20 protein-coding genes and 2 pseudogenes are annotated in these 23,431 nt (G+C 67.7%); 8 read left to right on the top strand and 14 right to left on the bottom strand.

The window, feature by feature from the left end; all coding sequences use genetic code 11:
• The first annotated feature begins 15 nt into the window (after positions 1-15).
• On the top strand, positions 16-654 hold the full coding sequence (locus EEJ31_RS08150) for a phage integrase central domain-containing protein (protein WP_123045814.1): 639 nt from the start codon (positions 16-18) through the stop codon (positions 652-654).
• Between the two features lie 178 nt (positions 655-832).
• Here the strand turns inward: EEJ31_RS08150 and EEJ31_RS08145 are convergent, their stop codons facing one another.
• Together EEJ31_RS08145 and EEJ31_RS08140 are read right to left on the bottom strand one after the other, a co-directional pair.
• Entirely contained in the window at positions 833-1,123 is a 291-nt protein-coding gene (locus EEJ31_RS08145; protein ID WP_123045813.1) for a transposase family protein, read from the bottom strand.
• Between the two features lie 125 nt (positions 1,124-1,248).
• Positions 1,249-3,648 (bottom strand): excinuclease ABC subunit UvrA, encoded by a 2,400-nt coding sequence (locus EEJ31_RS08140; RefSeq protein WP_407643219.1) that lies wholly within the window; start codon positions 3,646-3,648, stop codon positions 1,249-1,251.
• Between the two features lie 326 nt (positions 3,649-3,974).
• On the opposite strand from EEJ31_RS08140, the pseudogene EEJ31_RS14130 reads away from it, so the two are divergent.
• A pseudogene (locus tag EEJ31_RS14130) lies at positions 3,975-4,202 on the top strand (DUF488 family protein); the annotation flags it as partial.
• On the opposite strand, the gene EEJ31_RS14125 reads toward EEJ31_RS14130, so the two are convergent.
• The gene (locus EEJ31_RS14125; protein ID WP_123045811.1) at positions 4,202-4,627 is read right to left on the bottom strand and encodes a DDE-type integrase/transposase/recombinase; all 426 of its coding nucleotides are present in this window, start codon (positions 4,625-4,627) and stop codon (positions 4,202-4,204) included. The pseudogene EEJ31_RS14130 and the gene EEJ31_RS14125 overlap by 1 nt on opposite strands.
• 280 nt (positions 4,628-4,907) lie before the next feature.
• On the bottom strand, positions 4,908-5,204 hold the full coding sequence (locus EEJ31_RS08125; protein WP_123045810.1) for a hypothetical protein: 297 nt from the start codon (positions 5,202-5,204) through the stop codon (positions 4,908-4,910).
• Between EEJ31_RS08125 and EEJ31_RS08120 the strand changes: the two genes are divergently transcribed.
• Positions 5,203-5,403, top strand: a complete 201-nt coding sequence (locus EEJ31_RS08120; RefSeq protein ID WP_123045809.1) for a hypothetical protein — start codon at positions 5,203-5,205, stop codon at positions 5,401-5,403. The two genes, EEJ31_RS08125 and EEJ31_RS08120, sit on opposite strands and share 2 nt — an antisense overlap.
• A 399-nt stretch (positions 5,404-5,802) precedes the next feature.
• Here the strand turns inward: EEJ31_RS08120 and EEJ31_RS08115 are convergent, their stop codons facing one another.
• The 6 genes and pseudogenes from EEJ31_RS08115 to glnA all read right to left on the bottom strand — a co-directional run bounded on the left by EEJ31_RS08115 (position 5,803) and on the right by glnA (position 12,145).
• Positions 5,803-6,882, bottom strand: coding sequence for an NAD(P)/FAD-dependent oxidoreductase (locus tag EEJ31_RS08115; protein WP_123045808.1), 1,080 nt, complete (start codon positions 6,880-6,882; stop codon positions 5,803-5,805).
• A 192-nt stretch (positions 6,883-7,074) separates the two neighbouring features.
• A complete protein-coding gene (locus tag EEJ31_RS08110) occupies positions 7,075-7,377 on the bottom strand; it encodes a putative quinol monooxygenase (RefSeq protein WP_123045807.1) in 303 nt (100 codons plus the stop codon).
• Positions 7,374-7,943 carry a type 1 glutamine amidotransferase domain-containing protein gene (locus tag EEJ31_RS08105; RefSeq protein ID WP_123045806.1) on the bottom strand — a complete coding sequence of 190 codons (570 nt, stop codon included), beginning with the start codon at positions 7,941-7,943 and terminating at the stop codon, positions 7,374-7,376. The genes EEJ31_RS08110 and EEJ31_RS08105 overlap by 4 nt, the downstream gene beginning before the upstream one ends.
• A 1-nt stretch (position 7,944) precedes the next feature.
• Positions 7,945-9,207, bottom strand: a complete 1,263-nt coding sequence (locus EEJ31_RS08100) for a glutathione-independent formaldehyde dehydrogenase (protein WP_233563799.1) — start codon at positions 9,205-9,207, stop codon at positions 7,945-7,947.
• 213 nt (positions 9,208-9,420) lie between these two features.
• A pseudogene (locus tag EEJ31_RS08095) lies at positions 9,421-10,359 on the bottom strand (IS3 family transposase); the annotation flags it as partial.
• Positions 10,360-10,720: 361 nt separating this feature from the next.
• Entirely contained in the window at positions 10,721-12,145 is a 1,425-nt protein-coding gene (gene glnA / locus EEJ31_RS08090; protein WP_123045804.1) for a type I glutamate--ammonia ligase, read from the bottom strand.
• A gap of 138 nt (positions 12,146-12,283) precedes the next feature.
• Between glnA and EEJ31_RS08085 the strand changes: the two genes are divergently transcribed.
• Positions 12,284-12,706, top strand: coding sequence for an RDD family protein (locus tag EEJ31_RS08085; RefSeq protein WP_123045803.1), 423 nt, complete (start codon positions 12,284-12,286; stop codon positions 12,704-12,706).
• A 4-nt stretch (positions 12,707-12,710) separates the two neighbouring features.
• On the opposite strand, the gene EEJ31_RS08080 is transcribed toward EEJ31_RS08085, so the two are convergent.
• Entirely contained in the window at positions 12,711-13,418 is a 708-nt protein-coding gene (locus EEJ31_RS08080; RefSeq protein WP_123045802.1) for a DUF4191 domain-containing protein, read from the bottom strand.
• A 126-nt stretch (positions 13,419-13,544) separates the two neighbouring features.
• Between EEJ31_RS08080 and EEJ31_RS08075 the strand changes: the two genes are divergently transcribed.
• Positions 13,545-15,047, top strand: coding sequence for a serine/threonine-protein kinase (locus EEJ31_RS08075; protein ID WP_123045801.1), 1,503 nt, complete (start codon positions 13,545-13,547; stop codon positions 15,045-15,047).
• An 11-nt stretch (positions 15,048-15,058) separates the two neighbouring features.
• On the opposite strand, the gene EEJ31_RS08070 is transcribed toward EEJ31_RS08075, so the two are convergent.
• From EEJ31_RS08070 to EEJ31_RS08060, 3 genes are all read right to left on the bottom strand, one after another.
• Positions 15,059-16,489: a 2-oxo acid dehydrogenase subunit E2 gene (locus tag EEJ31_RS08070; RefSeq protein WP_123045800.1), complete on the bottom strand. Its 1,431-nt coding sequence runs from the start codon at positions 16,487-16,489 to the stop codon at positions 15,059-15,061.
• Positions 16,490-16,552: 63 nt separating this feature from the next.
• On the bottom strand, positions 16,553-17,926 hold the full coding sequence (lpdA, locus tag EEJ31_RS08065; protein WP_123045799.1) for a dihydrolipoyl dehydrogenase: 1,374 nt from the start codon (positions 17,924-17,926) through the stop codon (positions 16,553-16,555).
• Positions 17,927-18,030: 104 nt separating this feature from the next.
• The gene (locus EEJ31_RS08060; protein ID WP_123045798.1) at positions 18,031-19,509 is read right to left on the bottom strand and encodes a leucyl aminopeptidase; all 1,479 of its coding nucleotides are present in this window, start codon (positions 19,507-19,509) and stop codon (positions 18,031-18,033) included.
• A 92-nt stretch (positions 19,510-19,601) separates the two neighbouring features.
• On the opposite strand from EEJ31_RS08060, the gene EEJ31_RS08055 reads away from it, so the two are divergent.
• The 3 genes from EEJ31_RS08055 (at position 19,602) to EEJ31_RS08045 (ending at position 23,415) form a co-directional block, all read left to right on the top strand.
• Positions 19,602-20,525: a proteasome assembly chaperone family protein gene (locus tag EEJ31_RS08055; protein ID WP_123045797.1), complete on the top strand. Its 924-nt coding sequence runs from the start codon at positions 19,602-19,604 to the stop codon at positions 20,523-20,525.
• Between the two features lie 39 nt (positions 20,526-20,564).
• Entirely contained in the window at positions 20,565-21,899 is a 1,335-nt protein-coding gene (locus EEJ31_RS08050) for an MFS transporter (protein WP_123045796.1), read from the top strand.
• Between the two features lie 217 nt (positions 21,900-22,116).
• Entirely contained in the window at positions 22,117-23,415 is a 1,299-nt protein-coding gene (locus EEJ31_RS08045; protein WP_123045795.1) for an RNA polymerase sigma factor, read from the top strand.
• Positions 23,416-23,431 lie beyond the last annotated feature (16 nt).

Raw genomic sequence — 23,431 nt, 5'->3', positions numbered from 1 at the left:
CAGGGAAGGTGCAACATGCGAACAGGGCGACCGCCGCTCGAATTCGGCACACACGGCACGATCACCACCCGCTCCGTCGGCACTGGGCGCACATGCGCCATCGCGCGACTACGGCTGTGGGATGGAGAACTCCACCGAGTCACAGCCACCGCAGACAACGCGACGGACGCCCGCGCACGGCTGGAACTCCGAATCGCGGAGCGACTCCGGCTGTCGGAGCTCGATGCCTGGCGTTATCTCACTCCCGACGACCCCTTAGACGAACTCGCCTACATGTGGCTCGGCGACCTCGCGTGGCTCTCCGATGTGAGCGAGGCTACATACGCGCGGTGTGAACGGCTGGTTCGAACGCAGCTCACGCCGGCGTTCGGCGATTTGACGATCGGCGAGATCACCGCGGACCGGATCGAACATCACTTGGCTGCTCAGCGGGCCGCATCAGAGGAGGCCGCCGCCTCCTCGCGGGACGCGATCCAGTTGCTTCTCGACTTTGCGGTCGGCGAGGGCGTGATCCGCTCGAACCCGATGGAGGTTGCGGCGGCAGATGGAGTGCCTGGGCGTCTCGGCGATCTGAGCGTCTACAGGGAGCTTGTTCGTGGACGCATAGAGCTGCGCCGCGACGAGCGTCGGCGCGATGTGGGACATGACCGCTGACGGAGCTCGTCGCGGAGGGCGCGGCTTCCTCGACACGGGCGCGCGCCGACCTCGGCAATGAAGCGCCAGCCGCTCCTTTAGCGCAGCACGAGATTGAACCGGCATCAGGGGGTCAGGGGTTCGAGTCCCCTCAGGTCCACCAAAACTCCCGGTAAAGCACCGAAACTTCACTCCCTGATCAGGGAGTTTGGATGTTGCAGCGCCGTCGGCGCTTGCGCCAGAGCAGCCGGACCGGCCGGCCCATCGCGGGTGCATTCACCAGCGGCACCGGTGCGCGGCCGTGACCGATGGCGAGGACGCCGCAGCCGGGGCAGCCGACTGGTCCAGGCGGGGACTCGACCGTCACGGTCAGCGCATTGCGGCCGCGGCGCTCGACCGCGATCACCCGCAGCCCGTCTAGGCCGACCAGCAGGTCGCAGCGGTCGCAGTAGTTGCCATCGGCACGGCAGCAGGTCGTAGGCTCGGTCATCGTCGAGGTCCTCTCGATCAGATGAGGTAGAAGTCCTCTGATCCTCGGGGATCTCGACCCATCTCCCGAGCAGCCCCGGCTACCGGTCCGTCACCCGATACCCACATTCAACGGCGAAGCGCCGGTTATGCCCCTGACGTCACCGTCGCGGCCTCGGCGAGGGCGGCGGCGAGATACGGTGCTGAAGCGCTGTTTCTCGACGCGGCGACCTCTTCTGGCGTTCCGGACGCGACCACTGTGCCGCCGTTGTCACCGGCTCCCGGCCCGAGATCGATGACGTAGTCGGCTGCGCCGACCACTCGCATGTCGAGTTCCACCATCACGACCGTGTTGCCCGCATCGACGAGAGTCTGAAGGTGAGTGACTAGACGGTCTGCGTCGGCACAGTGCAATCCGGAGGTCGGCTCATCGAGCACGTACAGAGTGTCGCCGCGCTGCGCTCGTTGCAGTTCGGTGGCCAGCTTTACACGCTGCGCCTCCCCACCGGAGAGCTCTGTGGCCGGCTGTCCCAAGCGCAGATAACCGAGCCCGACATCGACCAGCGAGGTGAGGGAGCGCATCACGTCGTACTCGCCGGCGAAGAACTCGTGAGCCTCTTCGACGCTCATCGCGAGGATTTCCGCGATGTTGCGCCCTCGCCAGGTGATCTCAAGGGTGCTCGATTGATAGCGGGTGCCATGGCAGTCGGGACACACGGTGTAGACCGAGGGCAGGAAGAGCAGCTCGACCATCACGGAGCCTTCACCCTCACAGGTCGGGCAACGGCCGCCTGCGACATTGAAGGAGAACCGACCGGGCTTGTATCCGCGTGTCCGAGCTTCCGGCGTCTCGGCGAACCGGCGCCGCACATGATCGAAGAGTCCTGTGTAGGTCGCGACGTTGGAGCGGGGCGTGCGGCCGATGGGTTTCTGGTCGATGCTCACCACACGCCGGACGGTCGTGAGATCGCCCTCGACCGACCCTCCGAGTTCGTCGGACTCGTCAGTGAGGAGCAGGGCGTCGGCCTCAGCGCTTTCCTCCTCGACGCGAGGGGCGTCTCCTTGCCTGGCGCCGATGAGGGCGGGCAGGACTTGACTGACAAGGCTGGACTTCCCCGACCCTGACACGCCAGTGACAGCCGTGAGCGTTCCGAGCGGTAGCGCCACAGATACGTCCCGCAGGTTGTTGCGGGTGACGTGCTCCAGCTGCAACCAGTCGTGGGCGGCGCGGGGCTGGTGCGGTGGAAGGCCGCTGCCCCCGAAGACGTATCCGCGCGTCACCGACTCGTCGACCTCCGCGAGCCCGTCCGTGGGTCCGCTGTAGATCACGCGCCCGCCGCGTTCTCCGGCTCCGGGGCCGATGTCGACCAGCCAGTCGGCGTGCCGCATGACGTCGACGGAATGCTCCACGACGAAGAGGCTGTTGCCGCGCTGCTTCAGCCCGTCGAGGATACCCAGCAGCGCGGTGACGTCGTGCGGATGGAGACCGGCTGACGGTTCGTCGAGGACGTAGACAACACCGAACAGTTCCGACGTGAGCTGCGTGGCGAGTCGAAGTCGTTGTAGCTCCCCTCCGGACAGTGTCGGCGTAGTGCGACCTAGCGAGAGGTAACCGAGTCCGAGATCGATGATGGGGCGCAGGCGGTCCAGCAATTCTGCGCCCAGGCGGGCTGCCGCGGCGCGCTTCTCGACAGACTGATTCGGTGTGCGACGGACATCCGGCGCAGCGGAGTGCGCGGAGCCGCCAGCAGCAACGCGCTGCTCGACGGCTTCACGTCCAGTCGCGACGTCTACCACGGCGCCGGAGGTCTCGCCCTCGCGGTCAGACTCGGCGACGACGGACTCGAGGAGCGCAGCCAATTCACGCAGTGGCAAGGCTGAAAAGTCCGCGATATCGAGTCCTTCGAACGTCACCGTCAGTGCTTCGGGTTTGAGCCGCTTCCCATGGCACACCGGGCAGACCGCCGCGCTCATGAACTGGGCTACGCGGCGCTTCATAGACGCGCTCTTCGTGTTCGCGAAAGTGTCGAGCACGTACCGCCGCGCGCCGACGAAGGTGCCCGAGTAGCTCGGTTCGATTCCTGCTCGGATTGCCCGGCGCGCCTCAGCGAGCGTGAGTCGAGAGTGGACGGGAACGAAGGGGGTCTCGTCGGTATAGAGGATCCAGTCCCGATCCTTCTTCGGCAGATCCTTCCACGGTACGTCGACGTCGTAGCCGAGCGCGACGAGCACGTCCCGCAACTGGTGGCCGTGCCAGGCGGTCGGCCACGATGCGATGGCGCGCTCCCGGATGGTGAGTGAGGGATCGGGCACCATCCGCTCCTCGGTCACCGCGTACACTTTGCCGATGCCGTGGCACTCGGGGCACGCGCCCTGCACGGTGTTCGCGGAGAAGTCCTCGGCGTAGAGCATCGGCTGACCATCTGGGTATTCACCGGCTCGCGAATAGAGCATCCGAACCACACTCGACAGCGTGGTGATGCTGCCTACAGAGGAGCGCGCGCTGCGCCCTCCGCGCTGCTGCTGCAAGGCGACTGCGGGCGGCATCCCGGTGATGGAGTCGACGTCGGGGACACCCGCCTGGTCGATCAGTCGCCGCGCGTACGGGGCAACTGATTCCAAGTAGCGCCGCTGCGACTCCGCGTACAACGTGCCGAAAGCTAAGGAGGACTTCCCGGATCCGGACACGCCCGTGAACACAACCATCGCGTCACGCGGAACCGTGAGATCGACGTCCTTGAGGTTGTGTTCGCGGGCACCACGCACCCGGACATCGGGCTGGACGTGGGTAGACACTGAGGAAAGGTGATCCATTTCGGAACTGTACCAAGCGGGGCTCGTGGTAAGCAGGTTCATCGACCGTGGGAGGCACGATGATGCGGCTGTTCACCATCGGGTTCACGAAGAAGAAGGCGCGCGAGTTCTTCGGTCTGCTCCCCGACAGCGGCGCGACGGCTCTTGTTGACATACGGCTGCGGAACCGTTCGCAGCTCGCAGGATTCGCGGAGCGAGACGACGTCGAGTTCTTCCTCAGTGAGATTCGCGACATGCATTATCGGCAGCAGTTGCTCCTCACCCCGACAGAGCTAGCGCTACGTGACTACCAGCACGGGGCTGTGTCGAGGGGGCCTGCCGCGTGCAGGGTCCGGACCATCTTCCTCGCGCGCAACTGGGATCCTCTGTCGGTGTGGACCACGCAGCCGGCAACGTTCCCAAGCCGGGCGGCGGCACTGTTGACCGCGTCGAGGGCCAGACGCGCCTTCATTCGGTCGCTGATCGAGTACCCCACGATCCGGCCCGAGAACACGTCCTTGATCGCGCAGAGGTAGAGCTTGCCTTCACCGGTCTTGTGCTCCGTGATGTCGCTGAGCCAGAGCCGATTCGGGGCGACGGCGGTGAACTCCCGACGCACGAGATCATCGTGGACGGGCGGGCCAGGACGCTTGCCCTTCCCGCGACGACACTTCCCGAACACAGACCACCAAGCGTTGTCACGGCAGATCCGCCACGCCGTCCGGTCCGCCATGGCCAGGGCCCGAGCGCAATCGTCACGCTGCCAGACTCGCAGATCTCCGACAAGTGGCGGAGGCTGTGGAACTCTCGACTCGCCTTCGAGGGGCCAGTGCCAGGCATCCAGGCCGCGGATCTGGTTGCCGCAGAGAACGAAGGCCCCGCGTGCTGGGCCCTCAACCGGCAACGTACCGGGATCCGGTCCGCTGTACTTCACAAACTCCCCGGCAGCACCAACACGTCAAGCGTTCGATTCGCTGTCGTGCAACCAACGACTGGACGATTCTCGGCATACCTCAGGCGACAGGCAGCGGTGCACCGCACTCGCCCGTAGCGCGGGTGCTAGCCATGCGAGTCGGCGCAGCCGCGGCGCTCCTGGTGCGCGCCAGCGCGGCCGTCACGTCCTGCGCGCCGCGACCTGACGCATCCGCCCGCACACGATCGAGCAGCGTGCCGAACCACTCGACGAGCGGCTTGCGCGTCCTGGTCGACGCCTCTGGCAGGAGTGCGCTGCCCGACAGAGTCGTCGCGTGAACCTCTTCCGCTGCCAACGCCGCCACCATGCGAGCGTTGTACCGGAAGGAGGCCGTCATGGCCGAACACTCATGGCCCCTGCGCAGCGCGCTGCCCGCGGGGCACGACCCGTTCACCAAGACTGATCTGATTGGGTTCCTCGACCACTTCGACGACGAGACGCCGATCTGGCTCGACAACTATCGGCAGCTGCGCCCGATCACGCAGTACCCGATCGACCTCATGATCGGCGCCGCCGACGGCATTCATCTCGCCTGACAGGAGGCGGGGCGCCGACCCTTCGTCGGCCGGCGCCCCGTCGCCGGGTCACCGTGCACGGTGCCGTGCGCGGCTCGGCCAGGAGCCCGGCCGACACCTGAGAATTTGCTCTTGTCGGCGAGAGTGTGCGCCTCCAGCAGAAGATGGACGAGGTCGCCGACCGCTGCGTCCCCACCGTCATCCGGCCGAGGTTTCTGGCAGGCGGTAGTGGAGCCCTCGCCCCATCCCAGTCGGTTTCGAGGGAACGATCTCACGATCCTCGAGGAGACCTTGGATGATCTCGTCGGCTAGATGGGCAGAGTCGCGTCATGGGGCGACAACGCGGCGATGGAATCGTTCTTCAGCCTGCTGCAGAAGAACGAATCGCGGGTCACCCCCCCCGCGATTGGGAGACATGCCCTAGCTCTGGGCCTCGCCGAGGCGCGCTTCGGGCGTGAGCTCGGCGCGGAGACCGCCGCCGGTCGCAGCCCGGGCAAGAGCGCGACCCAGCGCAGGTGCCTGCTTGAACAAATTGTGACCGGCCACAAAAAGGACAGAGCCTGCCTCCCACACGGCCACGCCGTCCTCACTCCACGGGAGGTCGGTCACCCAGCAGTGAAGGAAGTCGCGCGGCTCTGGGTGGAGACCGGGCAGCGCCCGTGTCACGTATTCGCGTGCGCGTTCGTCCAGCGATCGAATCGCCGCCGGGTCGATGAAAGTTCCGTCGTCGCGGACGCCGACGGTGTCGCTGAGTCCGACCGAGTAGTTGCTGTTGCCCGGTAGCGGCGTCGCGTAAACGCCGACTTCGCCGAAGACGCCGCTGCTGTCCTGCAGGCACGCGACTCGTGCCGGGGCGGCAGCTTTCACGTCGAAGGTCAGCCTGACGTGTGCGGCAAGGCGAACCGGCAGCGACAGGCCGACGCTGCGTGCCAGGCGGGCGGTTTCGCGGCCGGCGCACACGACCACCTTGGAGTAGACAGCCCGGTCGGTGACGCTGCGCACCTCGACCGTCCCGTCGGCGCGGGGATCGATGGAGATGACCTCACCGGTGGTGACCGCATCTGCCAAGGTACCCGTGAGTGCCGTGATTGCGGCGCGGGTGCGGATCGCTCCGCCCGACTCGTCGAGCACCGCTGGCCCCGAATACCCAGCGAGCAGCGGCATCCGCTGGGCGACCTCGGCCGCGTCGATCTCGTGCGCTTCCACGCCGCCGACCTGGTCGAGCACCCGCAGCCGCGCCAGGGCGCTGTCTCCGATCGCCAGGACACCGTCTGATGAGACCAGCTCGACGTCGAAGTGTTCGGCCCACTCATCCCATACCCCACGGCTTTCGCGCACGAAAGCGACGAGTCGCGGGTCGTCGTGGGCATGCCGGAAGATCCGCGACTCGCCTGCGGACTGACCCGTCCCGGGCAGACCAGCCTCATATAAGCGCACCGGCACGCCCTGCTCCCGCAGCGCGTACGCCGTCGACAGACCGACGATCCCGCCCCCGATCACTGCTACCTCGGGTGCATGCGTCGTGGCGACGCCGTCGCCAGTTCCTGTCATCGCGGTTCCCCGATCTGATGGTGATTAGCGATAGGCCGCAAGAGAAGGGGCCGCTGCCACGACGTGAGCGGGTTGTGTAAGCCCGAAGTCACCGCGCGCAGCGACCCCTCCTTTCTGGGCCAGTACTCCCGGTCTGTGGTGTCAGGCGGGGAGTTTGGAGCCTACGACGTCCAGCTTCTCGATCGTCGGCTCGCTGAACAGTTTGCCGGTCTGCTCGCCGAGAGCGGTCGCAACCGCGCCTGACAGGTGCGCGTCGCGGCCGGCGTCATCGGGGAACACGTCGAAGATCCCGAAGGAGGACGGGCCGAGACGGATCGCGAACCACGCGATGGTGGCCGGTTCCTCCTCGACGAGTCCTCGCCCGATGCCGAGGAATTCCTGGACCTCGTCTTCCTTGCCGGGCAGGGCCTCCAGCCTGACAAGCAGTCCCTTCGTCACGCTCATGACGTCACCTCTTCCTGGGTCGAATTGCTCGCAAATTTCACCGCGATCGTATCGCAGAACGCAGGCAGGTCATCGGGCGAGCGGCTGGTGATCAGATTCCCGTCCACCACGACGTCCTGGTCGACGACGTCCGCACCGGCGTTGCGCAGGTCGGTGCGGATGCTCGGGAAGGACGTCAAGGTGCGACCTTCGACCACACCCGCCTCGATCAGCGTCCACGGCCCGTGACAGATCGCCGCAACGGGTTTGCCGCTTTCGACGAACTCGCGGACGAAGGAGACCGCGTCGGGATCAACCCGGAGTTGGTCGGGGTTCACCGTGCCGCCCGGGAGAAGCAGGGCGTCATAGTGGGCGACAGAGGCGTCCGCGACCAACCCGTCGACGGTGAACGTGCCTGCTGCATCCAGATCGTTCTCACGGGCCTGAATCTCACCGTCATGGATCGACAGAACCTCGGTCTGTGCACCAGCCTGCTCCAGCGCCTCGCGGGGCTTCTCGAGCTCGACTCGCTCGACCCCGTCGGCGGCGAGGATGGCGACTCTCTTGCCCTGCAGCGTCTCGGCCATATCAGTTCTCCTTCTTCTCGGTCGACATCCCGGGCTTGATGAGAACCTTGGTCCAACCCTTGGACCGGGCGTCGAAGTTCTTATAGGCATCGGCAGCCTGGTCCAGCGAGATCTCGTGGGAGACGATCCAAGAAGGGGTCGCCTTGCCGGCGGCGATCAAGTCCCGCAGCTGGCGGTTGTACCGCTTGACCGGGGCCTGACCGCTCCCCATGGTCTGACCCTTGAACCAATGCGTTCCGAAGTCGATGGCCGCCTTTCCCTGCTTGGCGAGGTCGTCCTTGGCTCCGGGGTCCTGGGGGACGAACACGCCGACGGTGCCGATTCCTCCGGTGAAACGCACCGCGTTGATAAGCATGTTCATAGTAGCGGCGATGTCCTCGTTGCCTTGAGGATCGTGGGCCTGGTAACCCACGCATTCGCAGCCCCGGTCAGCTCCCAGCCCCATCGTCTCGTCGAGCACGGCTTGCACGGGATCGACCTTGGAGTCATCGATGGCGATCGCGCCGATCTGCTCGGCCAACGCGAGCCGGTCAGGGTGACGATCGACCACCATCACCTTCGCGGCGCCCTTGATCATCGCGGACAGGGCGGCCATCAGCCCGACCGGACCCGCCCCGGCGATGACAACGCTGTCGCCCGGGACCACGCCGGCCATCTCGGTGGCGTGGTAACCGGTGGGGAAGATGTCGGAGAGCATGACGTAATCGTTCTCCTTCTCCTCCGCATCCTCGCCCAAGCGCAGCGCGTTGTGGTCACCGAAAGGCACACGGAGCAGTTCCGCTTGGCCACCGCCGTAGGGACCCATGTCGGCGAACCCGTAGGCCGCACCGGCGAATGATGGTTCGGGCTGGGTGGTGAGGCAGTAGTTGGTCAGGCCGCGTTCGCAGTTCTTACAGAATCCGCACGAGATGTTGAACGGGAGCACAACCCGGTCTCCGACCCTGACCTTCTCCACACCACTACCGACCTCGATGACCTCCCCCATGTTCTCGTGACCGAACGTCCGGCCCACCTCGAAGGACGTCCGCCCCTCGTACATGTGCAGATCCGAGCCGCAGATGTTCGTCGTCGTCACCCTGACCAGGACATCGGTAGGGCGCTCGATCTTCGCGTCCGGGACGTCCTTCGTGCTGACCTGACGGGGTCCTTCGTACACCACTGCCTTCATGTCCACTCCGATCCGATGTGTTACTCGATGCTTCTTTGACAGGGCCTCGACAACGCTGGCCCTCCGCGAGACAGCGAACGCTCCCACGAACCACATGTCAAGGGGCTTCCCCAAGAAGACGATCTGACGAGCGAGCCGCGAACGCTCACTGAAACCAGCCGCTGATCTGCGTTTTCGGCGCGCACTTTGGGGGGGTCCTGCGCACGTTGCCGGTGGGACTTCCGCTCGATCCACACGATAATCGCGAGTCGCAGCTCCTGTCGGGTCGTCCACCGCTGCTGGTTGAGGGTCAAGTCCCGTGGTGTGGTGTCATGGAGCCTGACCCGGTTTCCCGGACGGTTTCTCTTTGTTGATCATGCCGGGGTTGCGGCGGGGTTGTGAAGTCGTTCGAACTCCACGGGGCTGAGGTTGCCGAGCGCGGTGTGCCGGCGGGGGGGGGGTGTAGAACGCTTCGATCCACTCGAACATCGCCGATGCCAGTTGCGTTTTCGAGGTCCAGGTCGACCGGTCGAGGAGCTCGCGTTGCATCGTTGACCAGAAGCTTTCGATGAGCGCGTTGTCGACGGATGACGCGACTCGGCCCATCGATCCGAGGAGCCCCGCTTGGCGGAGCCGGTGCCCGAAGAGCCAGCTGGTGTATTGCGCTCCTCGGTCCGCGTGGACCACGGTTCCCGGTTCGGGTCGTCGTCGCCAGCGGGCCATCTCGAGCGCATCGACGACGATCTCCGCGGTTATCCGGTCGGAGATCGACCACCCAACGATCCGCCGCGAGTACGCGTCGATCACGGCGGCGCAGTAGACCCACCCGTCGTTCGCGCGATGCTGTGTGATGTCGCAGAACCAGAGCCGGTTCGGGGCATCAGCGCGGAACTGCCGCTTCACGAGGTCCTCATGGGTGGCAGTGTCTGGCTTCCAGCCGCGCCGCTTCCGACGGTGCGAAACGCCCACCAGCCCGCCCAGCCGCATCAACCGGGCGACGCGTTTCCGGCCGACTCGAATGCCAAGTCCGAGCCGCAGCTCGGCGAGCACCCGCGGGGCACCATAGGTCTGGCGTGAGTCGGCGTGGATCCGACGAATCGTGGTCGTCAGCTCAGCATCCGCGACCGCACGCACCGAGAGCGCCCGTCCGGCCCATTCGTAATAGTCAGACTTCGAGACGTTCAGGGACCGGCAGGCCACCGCGACGGGGATCCCGTCCGCGGCGAGCTCCCGGACCAGCCGGAACCCTATTTTCGGAGCACGTTCTCTCTGGCGAAATACGCGCTCGCGCGCTTGAGGATCTCGATCTCCACAGGGTTTCCCTGGGCGAGAAGATCCAGGGCTCGACGCCGGAACTCCGGCGGGTGGGCAGCAGGCATCTCACGGACTCCTTCCGAGACGATCATCGCCTCAAAGTTGGTGTCCTGAAAAGCGGGTCAGGCTCCTCTCGCCGTCGTTGCGCGTGAGCGGAAGCGGTCATCCGCACCGTCCGAGAACCTGTCCGTCTATTCCCCGTAGCCGTCCGTAAACGACCAGAGATAGACTGAGCCCCAGACGGCACCTGCCGCCTGGGGCTCAGTAAATTGCTGGCCTCGGAAACCGGGAGTGCGGTCCCCAAGACCCCTCGGAATCAGACGCCGAAGTACAGCTCGTACTCGAACGGGTGCGGACGCTGCTGCAGCGGCTTGATCTCCACCTCGCGCTTGTACGCGATCCAGGTCTCGATGAGCTCCGGGGTGAACACGTTGCCGGCGAGCAGGAAGTCGTGGTCCGCCTCCAGCGCGTCGAGAGCGGCGTCGAGCGACGCAGGCAACTGCGGGATGCTCTTGGCCTCCTCCGGGGGAAGCTCGTAGAGGTCCTTGTCGACCGGCTCGTGCGGCTCGATGCGGTTCTTGATGCCGTCGAGGCCGGCCATGAGCTGCGCGGCGAAGGCGAGGTACGGGTTGCTCGCGCCGTCCGGCACGCGGAACTCGATGCGCTTGGCCTTCGGGTTGGTGCCCGTGATGGGGATGCGGATGCACGCGGAACGGTTGCCGGCCGAGTAGACCAGGTTGACCGGCGCTTCGAAGCCCGGCACCAGGCGGCGGAAGGAGTTGACGCTCGGGTTCGTGAACGCGAGCACCGACGGCGCGTGCTTCAGCAGACCGCCGATGTACCAGCGGGCCACGTCGGAGAGGCCGCCGTAGCCGGCCTCGTCATAGAACAGCGGCTTGCCGTCTGCCCATAGCGACTGGTGGGTGTGCATGCCCGAGCCGTTGTCGCCGAAGAGCGGCTTCGGCATGAACGTCGCCGTCTTGCCCCATTCGTTGGCCGTGTTCTTGACGATGTACTTGAACTTGAGGATGTCGTCGGCCGCGGCGACCATCGTGTCGAAGCGGTAGTTGATCTCGCCCTGGCCGCCGGTGCCCACCTCGTGGTGGCTGCGCTCGAGGATGAGGCCCGCGTCGATGAGCTTGAGGCAGATGTCGTCGCGCAGGTCGGCGTGCTGGTCGACCGGGCTGACGGGGAAGTAGCCGCCCTTGAACGGCGTCTTGTTGCCGAGGTTGCCGCCCTCTTCGACGCGGCCGGAGTTCCAGGCGCCCTCGCTGGAGTCGACGGAGTAGAAGCTGGAGTGCTGGTTGATCTCGTACCGCACGTCGTCGAAGATGTAGAACTCCGCCTCCGGCGCGAAGAACGCGGTGTCGGCGATGCCGGTGGAGGAGAGGAACTTCTCGGCCTTCTTCGCGACCTGGCGCGGGTCCTTCGAGTAGATCTCGCCGTTGCGGGGGTTGTAGATGTCGAAGACCATGATGAGCGTGCGCTCGGCACGGAACGGGTCGATGTACGCCGTCGTCACATCGGGGATGAGCTGCATGTCCGACTCGTGGATCGACGCGAACCCTCGGATCGAGGAGCCGTCGAACAGCTGGCCGACCGTGAAGAACTCCTCGTCAACGGTGGACGCCGGGATGTTGAAGTGCTGCTGAACACCGGGCAGGTCGGTGAAACGGATGTCGAGGAACTTGACGTCCGTGTCTTTGATATACGCGAGCACTTCTGACGGATCGCTGAACATGCGGGATTAACTCCAAACGGTGTGAATCAGGACGGTCGCCCATGCGGCCACAGGCGACGCTAGTCGCACCGGATTACCCGAGGGTGACGCAGATGTTTCGAACATGTTACGCCACGGCCCGGACCGTAGACTGGGCGTGTGTCCAGCCCCGCCGTCCAGCCTGTCCCCGCGCGTGCGCCGAGCGTTTGGCCGGGGGAGCGGCTCGGGCTCCCGTACAGCGGTCCCGGCTCGATCGGCCGGCCCGGACGCCGCATCCTCGCCCTTGTCGTCGACTGGGCGCTCGCCTACGCGGCTGCGTCCCTCCTGACGAACACGACGGGCTTCTCGATCAGCGTCATGTTCGTGGTGCTTCAGGTCGTCTTCATCCCCACGCTCGGCGGCAGCCTCGGCCACCGCCTCCTGGGTCTCCGTGTCGTGCCCATGCGCGGCGGCTGGGTCGGGCTCTGGCGTCCCGTCGTGCGCTCGCTCCTGCTCGCGCTCGTGATCCCCGCAGCCGTGTGGGACTCGGACCAGCGCGGGTTCCACGACAAGCTCGCGGGAACGGTGCTGATTCGCGCCTGACGCCCTACTTGCCGCGCTGGGGGCGGGCGCGCATCGGGTCGACGCCCTTGGGGATCGGCAATTTCGTTCCCATGGAACCCAGCCGGTTGTTCACGGCCACGACTTCCTGCTTGGTCAGCGCGGGCTTGATGCGCGTGAGTCGCCGGGCGAGCTTGTGCAGGGGAACGGCGTCGGGGTCGGGGCCGACGGCGAGCACGGTCACCGGCACGTTGCCGCCGATGCGCGCGACCTTCCGCCGTTCCTCGTCGACCATGCGAGCCGTGCGGGTCTTCGGGCCCTCGCTGATCAGCACGACGCCCCCGCGGCCGACGGCACGGTAGACGGCGTCCTGGGTCTTGCCGTTGACGGCGACCGGACGTTCGCTGCCGATCCAGCCGCGCTTCAGCGAGCTGTTGAGCACCGCGCCGACGGCGCCGGGCTGTCCCTCGATCTGCGAGTAGGCCGCCTTCTCGGCACGCCGGCCGAGAACGAGCAACACGGCGAGGATCCCGGCAAGGACGCCGGCGATGATCCAGAGCGCGACCGTGAAACCGTTGGACGAGAAGAGCAGCGCGATGACGACCCCGAGGATCACGGGAACGAAAAAGGCCAGGAGCAGGAACGGCACGACCTTCGAGTCGTACCGCCGGGTCATCTGGAACACCTGCCACATCTGCTTGAGACGGCCGGGTTGTTTCGGGGTGCGCGGGCTCTGGTCCTTGCTTCGTGCCATGCCATAAGACTACCGAGTCGGCCCGTGCTTCCGTGACGTCCTCCCCAGCACCCGACGGTGACGGTGCCGTCCACCACGACCGGAACCGGCGCCGCGCGGAGGCCGTCCCCGAGGCACGATGCGTGCATGGAAATCCCAGGGCAGGAGCGCATCGCGGGCTACCGGATCATCCGACGGCTTGGTGCCGGATCGCACTCGGAGCTCTACCTCGGCCACGCTGACGAAGCGGATGCGAACGGCGGGGCCGCCGTGATCGTCAAGGTCTTCCACCCCTCCACCGACCAGGATCTCATCGGCGATCAGGTCTCGGTCCTCACCCGGGCGGCGCCGGGAAGCTTCGCGCGGCTGGTCGACCTCGCCACGCAGCCCGGCGGGGTCGTGGTCCTCGTGGTCGAACGGCTCACGGGTCCGGCGCTCCCGGCCGTGCTCGAGGGCCGCACACGCATCGCGCCGGGGGAGGCGGTGACGGTGCTCGCGCCCGTCGTCGTCGCCCTGGCGTCCCTGCACGCGCTCGGCTTCGCGCACACCACCCTCAGCCGGGCGACCGTGCGCTTCCAGGCCGACGGGCGTCCGTACGTCACCGGGCTGGGAGGGCTGCGCCGCCTCCCGGGATTCGGTGGCCGGCACGGCCAGGACGCCGCTGAGCCGGGCGACGGGGCCAGCCGGTTCGACCTGATCCGGGCCGACTATGCACGGCTTGCGCTGCTCATGCGCGGCGTCTTCGACACGCTGCACCAAACGGATGCCGCGGCGCGGCGCGCGGAAGCGCTGGTCGCGTGGTTCGAGATGACCGCGACGGCGGTGCCGTTCCAGCCGAGTCTCGACGAGCTGGAACGCCGGCTCTTCGCCTGGTCGCCGGCAGCGGCCGTGAGCCTCACCGAATCGGCGACGCCGGCCCCTCCGGTTCCCGCACGCGTCGACGCGGTGGCCGCCGGCTCCGCACCCCAGCGACCGGGCGGACCGCCCATGGGCGCGCCCGCCACCGTCGCAGGTGCAGCGGCCGGGCGGTCGTCCCTCGTGCTGCGGCTGGGTTCCGCGCTCGAGCGGAGTCCTCTCCGGCTGGCCGCCGACCGGGTGCGTGTGCTGGCGGCGGCCAGGCGGGGGCCCCTCATCGTGCTGGCGTGTGTGGCCACAGCAGCGACGGTGCTCGCGCTGACGCTCATGCCGCCATCGCCGCCTGCCCCGGCGGCGCAGGTGCCATCCGGGCGATCCGACGAGGCCGCCCCGGTTCCGTCGGAGCCGGGCCCGCAGCGCGTGGTCTCGTCGGGGGAAGCGGACGCGCCCGCATCGACCGGCGCGATCGCCGGCGACGACCCGGTGCGGGCGGCCCGGGCGCTCCTGGCCGGGCGAATCGGGTGCCTGGCGGCCGCGTCCGTGACCTGCCTGGACGCCTTCGACCAGGCGGGGTCGGCGATCCTCGAGGCCGACACGCACGCGATCGACACCGGGTCATCGCAACCTGACGCGTCATTCACCGCCGGGGATGTCGGCGAGCTGCGGGAACACAGCGGTGACCTCGCGATCGTGGCGTTGCAGCGCACCGCATCGAAGGGAGGTGACAGCGAACCGGCCTCGCTCCTCCTGGTGAAGGGCGAGGCCGGTTGGCGGCTGCGGCAGGTGTTCGACTGACGCGCGAGGGGTCAGATACCGAGGTTGCCTTCGAACGCCCCGCTCTCAAGGCGCTCCTTGACGGCGGTGAGGAACCGGGCGGCGTCCGCGCCGTCGATGATGCGCTGGTCGTACGACAACGCCAGGTACACCGTGGAGCGGATCGCGATGGCGTCGACGTCGTCGTGGGTGACGACGACGGGCTTCTTGCAGACGATGCCGGTGCCGAGGACGGCACTCTGCGGCAGGAAGACCACCGGCGTGTCGAAGAGGGCACCCCGGGAGCCAGTGTTCGTGACCGTGAACGTGCCCCCGGTCAACTCGTCGGGCGTGAGCTTGTTCTGCCGGGTCCGGTCGGCGAGGTCCGCGATGTGCTTCGCGAGGCCGGCGAGGTCGAGCGCGGACGCGTCCCGCACCACGGGGGTGAGCAGCCCGCGCTCGGTGTCGACCGCGATGCTGATGTTCTCGTGGGCGGGGTAGACGATCGCGTCGCCCTCGATCGTGGCGTTGATGATGGGGTACGCCTGGAGGGCCTCGGCGGCCGCGAGGGCGAAGAACGGCAGGAATGACAGCTTCGTCCCGGTGCTCGCTTGGAACTTCTGCTGCACGGCGTCGCGAAGCTGGGCCACCCGCGTCACGTCGACCTCGATGACCGTCGTCGACTGCGCTGAGGTCTGCATCGACGTGGCTGCGCTCTCGGCGACAACCTTGCGCAGGCGGGACATCGGCTGGCTCGTGCCGCGGAGCGGCGACACGGCGACGGTCGGGGCGGCCGACGCGGCGCCGGGCCGGCCCTTGGCCGCCTCGATGTCCTGCTTGCGGATGCGGCCGCCGACGCCGGTTCCGGTGACCGTGGAGAGGTCGACGCCCGCTTCGTTGGCCAGCTTGCGAACGATCGGCGTGACGTACCCGCTGGTTCCCGCCGCGGCCTCGGGGGCGGCCGGGGGAGTCGGCTGTGAGGAGGCCGCCGGTGCAGCCGCCTTCGGGGCTTCCTCCGACGGGGCCGGTGCCGCGTAGGACGGGCCGGCGTCGGCTGCGGCCTTCGCCGGCGACTCGGCGGGCGCCGACGGCGTCTCCTCGGCCGGCTTCTCCTGCGGTGCCGGCTCGGCGGGTGCGGCGGGGGCCGCCGCCTCGGGGGCCGGCGCCTGCTCGGCCGGTTCGTCCTGGGCCGGCACCTGCTCGGCCGGTTCCTCCTGGGCGGGCGCCTCCGGCGCTGCTGCGCCGGAGCCGTCGCCGATGGTCACCAGCACGGTTCCCACGTCGACGGTCTCGTCCTCCTGCACCAGGATCGCCTCGATCACTCCCGAGACCGGCGATGGGATTTCGGTGTCCACCTTGTCGGTCGACACTTCGAGCAGGGGCTCGTCAACCTCGACCCGGTCACCGACGTTCTTCAGCCAGCGGGTGACCGTACCCTCGGTGACACTCTCACCGAGTGCCGGGAGGCTGACGGATTCGCTCATGCTCTTCTCCTTCAAAAGATGTCTCAGTAGTACCTTACCGACGGCCGGCCCGGCCGCCCGCGACTACATGGCGTGCAGCGGCTTGCCGGCCAGCGCCAGGAACGCCTCGCCGAGGGCCTCGTTCTGCGTGGGGTGCGCGTGGATGAACGGGGTGATGTCCTCGGGGTACGCCTCCCAGTTGACGATGAGCTGGCCTTCGCCGATGAGCTCGCCCACACGGCCGCCGATCATGTGCACGCCGACGACGGGGCCGTCGTTGACGCGCACGACCTTGATCGAGCCGGTGGTGCCGATGATGGCGCTCTTGCCGTTGCCGCTCAGGCTGTACTCATAGCTCGACACCTTGTCGGCGCCGAACTTCTCGGCGGCCTTCGCCTCCGTGTACCCGACCGAGGCGACCTCGGGGTCGCAGTAGGTGACCTTCGGGATGTTGACGTCTTCCACGACGATCGGGTTCAACCCGGCGAGTTCCTCGGCCACGAAGATGCCCTGCTGGAAACCACGGTGGGCCAGCTGCAGGCCCGGGACGATGTCGCCGACGGCGAAGACGCCCGGGACGTTCGTGGCGAGGCGCTCGTTCGTGAGCACGAAGCCGCGGTCCATCTCGACCCCGACCTCCTCGAAACCCAGGCCCTGCGTGGCGGGGCCACGGCCAACGGCGACGAGCAGCAGCTCCGCCTCGATGGTCTTGCCGTCCTCCAGGGTGACGACGACGCCGGAGTCGTTCTGGGTGACGCTCTGGAAACGAACGCCCAGCGAGTACTCGATGCCGCGCTTGCGGAACGCGCGCTCGAGCTGCTTGGAGATGGACTCCTCCTCGTTCGGGACGAGGTGGGGGAGCGCTTCGATGATGGTCACGTCGGCGCCGAACGACTTCCAGACGCTCGCGAACTCGACGCCGATGACGCCGCCGCCGAGGATCGCGACCTTCTTCGGCACGAAGTCGAGCGCCAGGGCGTCCTCGCTCGTGATGACGCGGCCGCCGATCTCGAGGCCGGGGAGCGAACGGGAGTAGGAGCCGGTGGCGAGGATGACGTTCTTGCCGGTGATGGTGTCGTCGCCGACCTGCACGGTCGTCGGGGAGGTGAGGCGGCCCTCGCCCTCGATGACGGTGATGCCGCGCGCCTTGATGAGCCCCTGCAGGCCCTTGAACTTGCTGGCGACGATCCCCTCGCGGTACTTGGTGACGCCCGCGATGTCGATGCCGTCCAGGGTCGTCGTCACACCGTACTTGGACGACTCCCGGCTGACGTCGGCGATCTCCGCCGAGTGCAGCAACGCCTTGGTCGGGATGCAGCCGCGGTGAAGGCAGGTGCCGCCGAGCTTTCCCTTCTCGATCAGTCCGACGGAGAACCCGAGCTGGACTGCGCGCAGTGCTGCCGCGTATCCACCGCTTCCTCCACCGAGAACGACAATGTCAAAATTCTGCTCCGACACCCAGCTACTCCCTTGTGTGCGTCACGACGTGTGGCACGGTCTGCCCGCAGCTCTTGCCCGGGCAGGCGTTCAACCGGCAAGTTTTTCCTGCCGTACCGACTGTACTACGCGCGCGAAAACAGCTCGGCCAGCCGAACCAGCGTGCGCACGGAGACCCCGGTGGGCCCGGCCTTGGTGAAGCCCCAGGCGCCCCCCTCATTGAGCGCCGAGCCCGCGATGTCGAGATGGCCCCACGGGATCGTTCCGCTGTCGCCGGTCGACCCGATGAACTCCTTCAGGAAGACGCCGGCGAGCAGCATGCCGGCGGCGCGGTTACCGATCTTGGCGTTGGCGATGTCGGCGACCTCGGAGGCCAGGCTGGCCCGCAGCTCACCCGGCAAGGGCATCGGCCAGGCCAGTTCGCCGGTCTCGGCGCTGGCGGCCACGACCTGGTCGGTCACCGTCTGGTCGCCCATCACCGCGAAGTAGCGCGTGCCGAGCGCCACGGTCGCTGCACCGGTGAGGGTGGCCACGTCGATGATCGCGTCGGGCTGCTCCTCGCCGGCCGCGACCAGGCCGTCGGCCAGCACCAGGCGTCCCTCGGCGTCGGTGTTGAGCACCTCGACCGTGCGACCGCCGCGGATCGTCAGCACGTCCTCGGGGCGGATCGCCGAGCCCGACGGGAGGTTCTCGGCGATGCACAGCCACGCGGTGAGGCGCACCGGCAGGGCCAGGCGCGCGGCCGCCAGTGTCACCGCGAGCACGGTGGCGGCGCCGGTCATGTCCGACTTCATGCCCACCATCGAGGCCGCAGGCTTCAGCGAGAGTCCGCCGGAGTCGAACGTGATGCCCTTTCCGACGAGGGCGAGGTGCTTGCCCGCGTTGTCGGGGCTGTAGCTGACCTTCACGAGTCGCGGCGGCCGGGTCGAGCCCTGGCCCACCCCGAGGATGCCGCCGAAACCGTCGGCGGCCAGCTGTTCCTCGTCCCACACCTGCACGTCGACGGGGAGCCCCTCCGACGCCGCAACGGCGTGGTCCGCGAGGGACGCCGGGAACAGGTCACGCGGGGGCATGTTGACGAGATCCTTCACGAGCTTCACGGCGTCGGCGACGACGCGCGCGCGATCCAGCTCCGCCGCGGCGTCGAGGTGGGTGTGCACGGTGATGTGACCGGCGGGGAAACGCGCGCCCTTCAGGCTCTTCGAACGGTATGCCGTGTAGCTGTATGCGCCGAGTGCGGCGCCCTCCAGCACGGCCTCGACTTCACCGGCAGTGGTGAGGGGGAGGGCGAAGGCCACCGAATCCACGCCGGTCAGCTGCCGCACCGCGCTGCCGGCGGCGAGCCGGAGCGCGTCGGTCGTGGGCTCTGAGCCGAGACCGGTGATGGCGATGCTCCCTGCCGAGCCGACGACCGCGGGAATGCGGACGACCTCGTCGCGCCCGCCCGTGACACCCAGGCCGGCCAGGCGTGCGGCGAGCGGTTCGAACGCGGCGTCCGCGAACAGCCGGGGACCCTCATCCGTTGCGATGGCGGCGACGACGACGACGTCGGTGGTGGTCTCGACGGGCGGCTCGGAGGACAGGGACAGCTCTGGAGAAGTCATGCCTCGATGCTAACGGGACGTCGATGCGGGTGTTCGCTATCGGCTTGACCCGGGCTGGCGGTCGGGCGGGGCCTGGAGCCTAGAGTTGGACTATGCGAAATCCCGCTGACCTGTACGAGCTGACCTCGGATGCCGCGCGCGTCCCCGAGGGCCTGCACCTCGTCGCGGGACTCACCGGTTTCGCCGATGCCGGTGGGGCGGTCTCCCAGTTCAACGAGTACCTCCTCGACTCCCTCGACCACACGCTGATCGCGACCTTCGACGCCGATGTCCTGCTGGACTTCCGGGCCCGGCGCCCCGTCGTCTACTTCGACCAGGACCACCTGGGCAGCTACCAGGCGTCGACGCTCGAACTGCACCTGGCCAGCGACGAGGTGGGCCAGCAGTTCCTGTTCCTGGTCGGCTTCGAGCCGGACTTCCGGTGGGAGCAGTTCACGGCCGCCGTGATGGAACTGGTGGAGCGTTTCCGCGTTTCCTCCATCAGCTGGGTGAACTCCATCCCCATGCCGGTGCCGCACACGCGCCCCATCGGGGTCACGGTGAGTGGAAGCCGGTCCGACCTCGTCGAGACGATGTCGGTGTGGCGACCGCAGACGCAGGTGCCGGCGAACGCCCTGCACCTGCTTGAGTACCGGTTGCAGGGCGGCAGCCTGTCGACCGCGGGCTTCGTGCTGCTCATCCCGCACTACCTGGCCGACACGGAGTACCCCTCGGCCGCGCTCTCGGCGTTGGAGAGCACCAGTGCGGCGACGGGTCTGATCTTTCCCACCGACCGGCTGCGCGAGCAGAACCGCGACTTCACCGCCCGCATCGATGAGCAGGTGCAAGAGAACCCGGAGCTCGCGCGGCTCGTCGGGACCCTCGAGGCGCGCTACGACGCCTACATGGAGGGCAGCGCGCTGCGGTCCCCGCTCACCGACGAGGACGGCGAGCTCCCGAGCGCCGACGAGATCGCGGCGGAACTGGAGAAGTTCCTCATGATCCGGCGCAACCGCGACGACGGCCCGCCCAGCTGACGACCGGTCCGGCGTACCCGTTCGGCTAGGTTAGACGGAGTGAACTCCCGTCGATCCTGGCTGATCTTCTCCTTCGGGTCGTTCGCGTACCTCTCCGCGATCCTGCAGCGAACGTCGCTCGGCATCGCCGGCGTCGCCGCCACCGAACGCTACGGCGGATCCGCCGCCGTGCTGTCCAGCCTCGCGGTCGTCCAGCTCATCGTCTACGCCGCGGCGCAGATCCCGGTCGGCGTGCTTATCGACCGGTTCGGGCCGCGGCGCCTCATGCTCTGCGGCACCGCCCTCATGGTCGTGGGGCAGCTCACCCTCGCCTTCGCGCCGACCATCACCGTCGCCGTGATCGGGCGGATCCTCGTCGGCGCGGGAGACGCGACCATCTTCATCTCGGTGATCCGCCTCATCAACTCGTGGTTCACCGGCCGGCTGGTTCCACCGCTCTCGCAGTGGATGGGAAACATCGGCCAGCTCGGGCAGGTGCTCTCCGCCGTTCCCCTCGCCTGGGTGCTGCACATCTCGGGGTGGACGGCGGCGTTCTGCTCCGCCGCATCCGTCGCCGCCGTCGCGCTGGTCGTGATCGTCATCGCCATCCGCGACCGGCCGGGGGAGAGCACCGAGCCCGCCGGCGAAGCCACGCTGTCGTCGGCGCTCGCGCAGCTCCGGCAGGCCTTCAAGCGGCCCGGTACGCAGCTGGGCTTCTGGTCGCACTACGTGACGCAGTCCTCGGGCACCGTGTTCAGCCTGCTGTGGGGTTTCCCGTTCATGGTGTACGGCCTCGGCTACCCGCCGTCGTTCGCCGCCGCGATGCTGACCGTGATCGTCGGCGCCGGCATGGTGTTCGGCCCGGTGCTCGGCGTGCTGACCGCCCGGCATCCGCTGCACCGCAGCAACATCGTGCTCGGCATCGTCACGGCCATCGGCATCGCCTGGGCCGTCGTGCTCCTCTGGCCGACGGAACCGCCGGTGTGGCTCATCGTGCTGCTGCTCGTCGTCATCGGCGTGGGCGGTCCGGGGTCGTTGATCGGCTTCGACTTCGCGCGGACGTTCAACCCCCAGCGCTCCCTCGGGTCGGCCAACGGCGTCGTGAACGTCGGCGGCTTCACCGCGAGCTTCGTCATGATGTATCTCATCGGGCTGATCCTCGACGTGGTGAACAACGCCCGCGTCGCGCAGGGATCGGCCGGCGACCTGTATGCCCTCGACGCCTTCCGCGTCGCCTTCGCGGTGCAGTACCTCGTCATCGGCCTCGGCGTGGTGTTCCTGCTGCGCGCACGGCGGAAGACACGACGGCAATTGTCGCTCGATCAGGGAATAACCGTGGCCCCGCTCTGGGTTGCACTCTCCAGGGCATGGCAGCGTCGGTCGCGGCGGCGCTGACCCGGCGCTGTGCCCGCACTGGCTCGCCCACAGGGCAAACCGTGCAATAATTGACTCCAAGACCCGTTCTGGTCGTGGTTCCGCCCCTGGCGGATCCAGGACTTGACATGGGTCTTAGTACTGCCCAAATGACCGTTCCAGCCCTCTGTGACCGCGGGAAAGTCCCGAGCGTTTGGGAGCGCTGCCCGCGCACAACGATTGCATGAGAGGTGTTCGAATGGCAACCGCAAAATCAGAGGCGACCGAGCAGACCACCGACGACGTGACCGAGAGCAAGCCGGCGGCGAAGAAGACTCCGGCGAAGACCGCGGCGAAGAAGACGCCCGCGAAGAAGAAGGCTGCCGCTGAGAAGCCGGCGACCCGCAAGCGCGCCGCGTCGAAATCGAAGGCCGACGACGAGCACGACGACGAAACGGTCGACGAGACCGAAGAGGTCGCCGCCGACCTGGACAAGCACGACCAGTCCACCGACGAGGAGGAGACCGAGGAGGAGAACGGCAAGAGCACCGAGACGGTGGAGCCGTTGCCCACCGGTGCACTCGTCCTGTCGCTCGTCGACGACGACGACGAGGTCCCCGTCTACTCCACGGCCATCACGGGCGCCACCGCCGACCCGGTGAAGGACTACCTGAAGCAGATCGGAAAGGTCGCGCTCCTCAACGCGGCCGAAGAGGTCGAGCTGGCGATGCGCATCGAGGCGGGCCTGTTCGCCGAAGACAAGCTGTCGCACATGACGGATGCCGAGAAGCGCAGCGCCCTCGGGCGTGAACTGCAGTGGGTCGCCAAGGACGGCGCCCGGGCGAAGAGCCACCTGCTGGGCGCGAACCTCCGTCTCGTCGTCTCCCTCGCCAAGCGCTACACCGGTCGCGGCATGCAGTTCCTCGACCTGATCCAGGAAGGCAACCTGGGGCTCATCCGTGCCGTCGAGAAGTTCGACTACACCAAGGGCTTCAAGTTCTCGACGTACGCCACCTGGTGGATCCGCCAGGCCATCACCCGCGCCATGGCTGACCAGGCCCGCACCATCCGCATCCCCGTGCACATGGTGGAGGTCATCAACAAGCTCGCCCGCGTGCAGCGGCAGATGCTGCAGGACCTGGGGCGCGAGCCCACGCCCGAGGAGCTCTCGCGCGAACTCGACATGACGCCAGAGAAGGTCGTCGAGGTGCAGAAGTACGGCCGCGAGCCGATCTCCCTGCACACCCCGCTCGGTGAAGACGGCGACAGCGAATTCGGCGACCTCATCGAGGACACCGAAGCCGTCGTCCCCGCCGATGCCGTGGGCTTCACCATGCTGCAGAAGCAGCTGGAGAGCCTGCTCGACTCGCTCTCCGAGCGGGAGGCGGGCGTGATCCGGATGCGGTTCGGGCTCGGGGACGGCATGCCGAAGACCCTCGACCAGATCGGTGACACGTTCGGGGTGACCCGCGAACGCATCCGCCAGATCGAGTCGAAGACGATGGCCAAGCTGCGGCATCCGTCGCGGTCCCAGTCGCTGCGCGACTACCTCGAGTAAGGGGCGCGCGTGCGCT

Source organism: Cryobacterium tepidiphilum, assembly GCF_003716325.1.
GTDB lineage: Bacteria > Actinomycetota > Actinomycetes > Actinomycetales > Microbacteriaceae > Cryobacterium > Cryobacterium tepidiphilum.
Note: the sequence above shows the minus strand (reverse complement) of the source record. Positions and strands in the feature narration are given on the sequence as shown.